This is a genomic window from Microbacterium sp. bgisy189, from assembly GCF_057707225.1.
This window is the reverse complement of the sequence record NZ_JBYIPT010000012.1, coordinates 65,459-72,900: the sequence shown is the minus strand read 5'-3', so window position 1 is coordinate 72,900 and position 7,442 is coordinate 65,459. Positions and strand designations below refer to the sequence as shown.

Below are 7,442 nucleotides of genomic sequence, written 5' to 3'. Positions count from 1 at the left end.
AAGACGATCGGCAAGGCGGGTGTCGCCGAGATGCTCGGTTTAGTCGTAGAAACGCCGACCGCCCGGGCCTGGCTCATCCAATACCTGCAAACCTCGCCCAACTACGCGCACAACGGCGATCAGCAGATGAGTCGTTCCGCGCAGCGGCTTCTCCGACTCGCCCGCGCACAAGGGCACGATGTTGTCGTGCCGGCCTGCACACACTGTGATCGAGATCTGCTGCTCGGAGCCAATCACCCCGACGGCTCACGATGTTGTCACGGGTGCTATACCAAGGCGACACCGAAGATCTGCGGCCGATGCCACCTCCCTAAGATCATTCGACGCAGACTCGAAGACGGCTCGGCCGTGTGCGGGACGTGCTGGAGGAAGGATCCCGCCAACTACCGGCTCTGCACGATCTGCGATCGGATGCAGCCAGCGCACAAGCGAGTCGACGGCCATAGCGTCTGCGAGAACTGCGCGGATGGACGCATCGGGCGATGTGTCCACTGCCACAAGACCACGACCATCGCCGTCTCCTTCCTCGGAGGAGACACCTGCGAGTCGTGCTACCGGCACGCCAAGTCCACGAAGAAGAAGTGCCCCACCTGCTACACGAGTGCTCTGCTCGTCGCGGTGGACGAAGCCGGCAACCTGGTTTGCAGCACATGCGCCGGAACCCCACCCCGATACGCATGCCCACGTTGTGGCAACGAAGAGCCACGGTACGGCCGCATCTGCCATCGCTGCCACGCAACCGACTGCGTCAATGACCTCTTTGCCGAAGGAACCGCGCGAACGCGCTCGCTCCTCGCACCCCTGCAAGTGCGGCTACTCGATCACCCTGAACCCCAATCGATGGCGAAGTGGACCAAGCGAAGCCGCACCGCAGCCCTGCTCCGGAAGATGCTGCGTGAGGAGATCCCGATCAGCCACACTGCACTCGATGATCATCCAGCCTTCCAGCCTGCCAACCTACTCCGGCACTCGCTTACAGACGTCGGCATCCTCAAGCCGCGCGATGAAGGTGGAGTCCGGTTCGAGCGATGGCTCGACGCCTTCCTCAGCGACCGGCCCGACTCTGTCGCGCGACACCTCACACCGTTCTGCCGATGGGAAGTCACCGCACGCACCCGCCAGCTCATCAGGCAAAAGGGGATCACGGACGGGTCCTACATGCGGGCGCGACTGATCTGCCGCACAGCAGAGAGATTCCTCAACCACCTCGACCAGAACGGCATCGATCTCGGGACAGCGCCGCAGAGCGTCGTCGAGCAGTACCTCGACGACAACCCAAAGGAAGCCTCCTCCCTGCGAAACTTTCTCCGCTGGGCCGCGCGGACGGGCCGCGCAAGACGGCTCCGACCCATCAAGCATCCCAGCGGTCTCAAAGCGACCAGCTACCCACCAGACGAACACAAGAAGTGGCTCCAGAGACTGAGCACCGACGAGTCGCTGCCGCTGATCACGCGGATCACAGGTCTCATCAGCGGCCTCTACGGTCGACCCGCTTCCCACGTATTGCGCCTCACGCGCGCGGACATCATCGATGATGGCAACACCCTTCAACTTCGGCTTGGACAGACTCCAATCACCCTGCCACCGCCACTCCCAGAGCTCATTCGAAGCCAGATCGACGCGCCCCGACGATGGGATACCGATTCCGATTGGCTCTTTCCCTCCAAGCTCAGGGCGGGTGCGCATGTCGACTACGACCGTCCCGTGACCAGCCTCGAAGCGCTCGGCTGCAGCATTGTCGCGCTCCGAGGCTCCGCAATGCTCAACCTCGCCAGCACCATGCCGATCGGTCCTCTCTGTGACCTCACAGGCGTGGCGCCAAGCGTCGCCCGACGATGGCAAATCGCAGCCGCAGCACCATACGCAAAGTACCCCGCGATGCGACAACCTGCGCGACCGTGACAAAGCGGTGAGCAGTTCCCGGAAGCGTTGCACCAACAATCGATCCGAGTCGCCCGCCGACGATGGCACCGACGAGAAGACACCCGCCCGGACAAGGTCAAGGGCTCGCACGCATTCGGGCGGCTTGGCCGGTGAGCGCAACACCCGACTTACCCGGCATACCCTTGCCCTCGAAGCGATCTAGACGCGTGTTGGCGAAGCAGAACAGTCCCATAGTGTGCCGCGTCGGGCTGACTATGGGCCATCGAGCTGATCGTGGAAGCGAGTCCTGCTCGTGCCGCGGGTTGGTCCATCGCCTGGAGGAGCGCCACCGACGCCGTTGCGCCACTGCTACTGCTGGTCGATGCGGCTTCCTCATTCAGCCGCTCGACCAGCACGAGTGCCTCGGGCACCGTGGCAGCGACTCGTGCGAGGTGTCGTGCGAGGATCTGCGCTCGTGCTCGCGTCGTCTGGCCGCCGGGCTTGATGTACTTGCGTCCTTCGGTGAGCGTGGTTCGTGCTTGTTTGGCTGCCGGCGACATGCCGCTGCTGTGCTCGCTGAGGTACTTGGTCGCGAGGTTGGAGAGGTTCTTTCTGCTGAGTTCGTGCAGCGACTCCAGCGCGATTGCGCTTTCGCGCTCGGCCTGCGATAGCGCTAGATCCATAAGGTCGGCGAGTGATCGGGGCAACTCTGGAGCAGTTTCCGCGAACTGCGCCATCGCGCTCGTTAGCAGCGCGCGTCTCACGGCGGGGAACTCAGCGCCGAGATTGTCGAGATAGAGCTCACCAGCGAGTCCGGCACCGAGGGCGGTCAATGGAGTTTCTGCTGTGGTGGTGTCGTACTCGGTCACGATCTGTATGACTTCGTCTGTGAGGTGCTCGCGCCGCTTGAGAAGTCTTCCCGCGGCGAGGAGCCAGGTGTTTCGCCAGTGGCTAGACGGAATGAGCGTCTTCAGTCCGCCGAGCACGGTTGCGTCGTCGCCGTCCGTGAGGGCTCGCGCTGCCATGTACTCCTGCAGGGATCTGACCTCGAACTCATACTTGGCCGGCCTGCGTGAGACGAGCATGACGACCCGTTCGGTGGAGAGCCGAAGGAGTTTGTCCGCAATCGTCTCCGACTCAGTCTCATCGAATCCGGCCATGGTGAGACGCCTGCGGAGGATTCGACCGATTTCCGTCTTCGTCAGTACGGCGTCGGATTTGCCAGGTTGTTCGGTGCGTGCCTGCAGTTTGATGCCGGCTTGTTCGTGCAGGTGATCGATGTGTTGGCGGAGTGTCTTGAGTTCGGCGAACGCCTCGCTCTTGGCGAGCTCCCGCTCGTACACCACCTTGTAGTAGCGATCGAAGAGCTCGAACCGGTCGCTGGGAAGGTCAACGGCCTCCTCTGCAAGGGCGGTCATGATCGTCACCTGCAGGGGTGTCGTCATCAGTCTCTGCGTGACTCGTTCGTGAACAGCGGTGATGAGCCGCTCGGTGACCTGCGCGGCGAGGTCTGGGTCTTCCGACGTTCGGACGGCTGTGAGCGCTTCGGAGTAGCTCAGCGCTTCGCCTTCCGTGAACTCGAGCAACTCCAACTGTTCACACGGTAGAGCGTCGCCGAACTCTCCGCGGTACCCCTGCGGGCGAGTGGTGGCGACGACAAGAACGTCGGCGCGTTGAGCGCTGAGTTCGCTCACGAAGCTGCTGATGGCATCGATCAGCCTGCTGCGCACTTTCGCATCTGGAACCTCGTCGAGGCCGTCAAGGATGAGGCAGGCCGGCCAGCTGCTCATCCATTCCAGCAGGGCGCTCGGGTCGGTCGGGTTTCCCTCCACGAGGATTGAGTCAGCGATGTACTTGAGGAGCGAGAAGGCGCCTTCGTCTCGAGCGACCGACGTTCCTGCCTTGGCCAGCTCGACGACGATGGGCCAGCGTCGGCGCTTCGGGGCTGGGATCCCGGCGGTGGTGAGACGGTCGCGCAAGCCGTCGAAAGCGTGCTTCGCGTTGGCGCCGTATCGGGTTATGTCGGTGTCGCGGAGGAACGCTACCCGGTAAGCATGTGCAATCACCTGCGCGATGGTGCTCTTTCCTTGGCCCGGTCCTCCGATCAGGACCACACCTTGCGGGCCGGAGCCCCCAGAGCTGGACAATGCGCGATTGCCGATCGCGAGCGTTACGCGTGCAGCCATGCGTCGGCCTTCGGCCTCGTTGGCGGGCCCCGCGCGCCATACGCACGGGAGATCGATTGCAATGTCCGCCAGTCGGACCTTTGAGGTGTCGCTGTAGCCGGCGTCGCCGGTGCGAACCCATTGTCGGGTGATGAGTTCCGCGACAGCGTGACCCGCCAGCCTGTCGGCTTCAAGTGCGGTCCTCTTGGGCAGCAGAGACTCGAGTTGCACGAGGAAGTCGCCGGTCACGATCAGTTCGAGGTACCGCTGTCGTATCGAGGTGTGCTTGTCGAGCATCGTGCGGATCTCCGCGTAATCCCAGACGAACCAGCCGTCCAAACCCAGCTCGGCGGCCGAGTTGCTCATCAGAAGCTCAAACTGGTCCTTCCCTCCGCTGCCCTCCGTGCCGGAGAGCGCCACGTTCGTGGCGAAGAGGAGGTACTTCGGTGTCTTCTTGCCGAGACGCTTCTTGCCGAGCCAGCCGCGGATCTCGCCGCGCACCTCCTCGATGAACCACTTCCAGTCGGCGGTAGCTGTGGTTGGCTTCTCGTGGTGCTTCACCTGGATGACGCCGTATCCATTCCAAGAGCTCGCGCTGCCCACAGGGAAAGTGACCCGACCTTCAAAGGTTGCGTCGCGTTGACCATCCTTACCGGACCCAAACGGGCGTACACCATTGCCCAGCTCGGCCTTTGCGAGAGCTTGAAGCATGTGCTCGAACTGCTGCCAGCCCATGCGATTGAGGTCGTAGTGGCCCATCTGCTCCCTCTCTCCGGGCTGCCGCGTAGATACCGTACGAGTCCGCGACTGATCTCTCCGGAGATCATGATGCTGAGGTTACGAGACCACGATTCGCGCCTACGGCAGTCTCTCAGTGAAGGCTCTCCGCTGGTGGTTCCCGGGACGGTGCGTCGTGACGGTAGGGATGCCGCCCTCCGCTTCGGGTGTGCGGCAGTACGTATACGATCTGACAGACCGGCGGCTGATTGTGGGATCTCATGACCAACTGTCATGCGTGAACCCGCTGACCTGAACCCCTTGCTCGACCGGATCGACGCTGGCACCGATTTGTCTCATGAGAGCCGTCACAAACTGGCCCGATTTTGATCGGGCTGCCGTTCAATCCCACAGCATCGCTTTCCCTTGACACGGCTCCGCGGTTCCGCCGGCACATGACTGCTGCTCGCGATCAACACGATTCGTCACGGCGGGGCCACTGGCGGTCCAGCGCGCCGAGGAGGTCCTCGAGCGCGATCAGCAGTTCGTTGTATCCCATCTGGTAAAACAGGGCATCGGAGTTCGAGGTCTCGCTGGCGTCAAAGTCCGCGACGAGTTGACGGGCCTCACGGATCGTGACATCGAGCCACGGCTCGACGTCCGGCAGGTTGCGGATCCAGGCGTCGATGACGGTGAAGGGGATGGGCGCGTACCCGTGGGCGTCGACGCCGACGTGGAACTGGTGGCCGATGGGGCCGTGATCGCGTGCGTGGGTGTGGCCATGCAGGAGCGGGATCCCGTCGTCCCAGCGCGGCCGGTGCGTGGTGTGCCGGTCCGACTCTTGGGAGTCGCCCTTGTAGGGGTAGTGGGAGGCGAGGATCCGGTACCCGCGCCGGGTCCCTTCGATGACCTCCGGCAGGATGGTCCACCCGGCCGCCTCGTAGAGCGGCGCGAACCTTTCGATCGCCTTCCTCGACTGCGTCGCGGGCGACACCCGGTCATGGTTTCCGGGTACCAGGTATCGGCAACCGTTCAGCTGCGCGGTGAGGCCGATCGATTCTTCGATCGGTCCGAGTGCGACATCCCCGAGATGCAGCACCACATCGGTCGGGCTGACGACCTCATTCCAACTGCGGACGAGTTCGGTGTTCATGTCGTCGACGGTGGTGAACGGGCGTTCCGCGAGCTCGCTGATCCGCGCGTGGTCGAAGTGGGTGTCCGCAGTGACGTAGTCGACCTGGTCGAAGTCGAACCACGGATACTCACTCATGGCAGGCCTCTCGCAGGTGATGGATGCTCTTGCAGAATCTAGCGATGTCTAGCGTTTCGATAGACCCGGATAGATATCGCTAGAGTTCGTCGAGATCGATCCCGAACTTCCGAGCGAGGTCGGCCAGCGGGATGTCCTCACTGTCGGTGGGCCGTTCCCGGACGATGCGGGCGATCTCCTCGTTCTCGGCTGCGTCCGCCGCTTCCGCGATCATTGCCAGTTCCTCAATCAAGGCATCAACGGGTCTCCCGACGTCGGCCGCGCGGCGCCGGATCTCTGCGGCGGCGTGGGCGAGGGTGTACATACGCTCCCACGGGTAGTCGCCGTGCCGGGCGACGGCGACGGTGTCGCGGGTGTAGCTGCGCTCATCGCCGGGGACGAGCCACCGTTCGGCGCCGTCCGAGGTGAGGAAGAAGTCGACGTAGCAGTTCCCACACGGCATCCGGTATACCCCCGGCTCGGTGGGAGCAGACTCGGCGCTGCGCGCGATCATGCCGCGGATGACCTCCTCCCAGTCGACATCGCCATCATCGTGCGTCACCGGTGCCCCTTCCAAGCAGAACAGAGAAGTGTCCTACGGAAACGCGACCGACGCAAGCCCGCCTACACGGTGCAGTCCGCGGGCACATGGCGCAACAATGAGCGTGGCGAGATTCTTCGAGCTCGTCGGGCGCAAGCAAGACACAAGCAAGGAAAGAACTGATGAGCACTCCGTTTCGGGAGCTGGAAGTCGCATCGCTCGCGGCCATGACGACAGACGAGCGCGCACGGTTCGACGCCGCGCTCGAAGAGGAAGAGGCACGGCGCGCGATGGCAGAGATGGTCTATCAGGCGCGCACGGCCGCGGGTCTCAGCCAGGCGGCACTCGCAGATCGAGTCGGCTCGAAGCAGTCCGTCATCTCCGCCATCGAGAACGGATCTCAGCAGCCCACCCTCTCCACACTTCGACGAATCGCGCGCGCCGTCGACCGCCAACTCACCATCGAACTTGCCTCCGCTGACCGACCGGCGCGCCCTGGGGCGAGCGATCACTGTCCGTGATCGCGCGAGGGCGAGCCTTTACGCCCGATCGACAGGAAGGTGTGCGGGAGTCGGACAGCGATAGCAGTGTTCCAGCGTGAATAGCGACCCGACCGCGATCAGCTGGCGGCCGTCCGTAACGCCTCGCGTGAGGATGCCGGTGCGACAAGTCGACAATCCGCTCGTCCTGCTCGATCCGGGCCAGTAGCAACTCCACCAGCGTCGACGTTCCGGTCATGGCGACCTCCTCGAGAGAGACCTGCCGGGATCGCGCACCCCCAGACTTCGGCGTCGGAGTCGGAGGCCTGCTGCATGATGGGCATCGCCAACGATCCGTCCCGCACATAGGGGAGCCCCTCGCACCACAACCCACTATCTGGCGACACGCCGCTCGACCAAGCGGCACA

5 protein-coding genes are annotated in these 7,442 nt (G+C 63.6%); 2 read left to right on the top strand and 3 right to left on the bottom strand.

Annotated elements, in window-relative coordinates; all coding sequences use genetic code 11:
* Positions 1-1,902, top strand: a 1,902-nt coding sequence (locus AC3ENX_RS13385) for a hypothetical protein (protein ID WP_251448565.1), incomplete at its 5' end; no start/stop codon positions are given.
* 149 nt (positions 1,903-2,051) lie between these two features.
* Here the strand turns inward: AC3ENX_RS13385 and AC3ENX_RS13380 are convergent.
* From AC3ENX_RS13380 to AC3ENX_RS13370, 3 genes are all read right to left on the bottom strand, one after another.
* Positions 2,052-4,787: an NACHT domain-containing protein gene (locus AC3ENX_RS13380; RefSeq protein WP_217584119.1), complete on the bottom strand. Its 2,736-nt coding sequence runs from the start codon at positions 4,785-4,787 to the stop codon at positions 2,052-2,054.
* Between the two features lie 430 nt (positions 4,788-5,217).
* Entirely contained in the window at positions 5,218-6,015 is a 798-nt protein-coding gene (locus tag AC3ENX_RS13375) for a metallophosphoesterase (RefSeq protein WP_217584118.1), read from the bottom strand.
* Positions 6,016-6,094: 79 nt separating this feature from the next.
* Positions 6,095-6,556, bottom strand: a complete 462-nt coding sequence (locus AC3ENX_RS13370) for a zinc ABC transporter ATPase (RefSeq protein ID WP_217584117.1) — start codon at positions 6,554-6,556, stop codon at positions 6,095-6,097.
* A 161-nt stretch (positions 6,557-6,717) separates the two neighbouring features.
* Between AC3ENX_RS13370 and AC3ENX_RS13365 the strand changes: the two genes are divergently transcribed.
* Positions 6,718-7,056, top strand: a complete 339-nt coding sequence (locus tag AC3ENX_RS13365; RefSeq protein WP_231860830.1) for a helix-turn-helix transcriptional regulator — start codon at positions 6,718-6,720, stop codon at positions 7,054-7,056.
* The last annotated feature ends 386 nt before the right edge of the window (positions 7,057-7,442 follow it).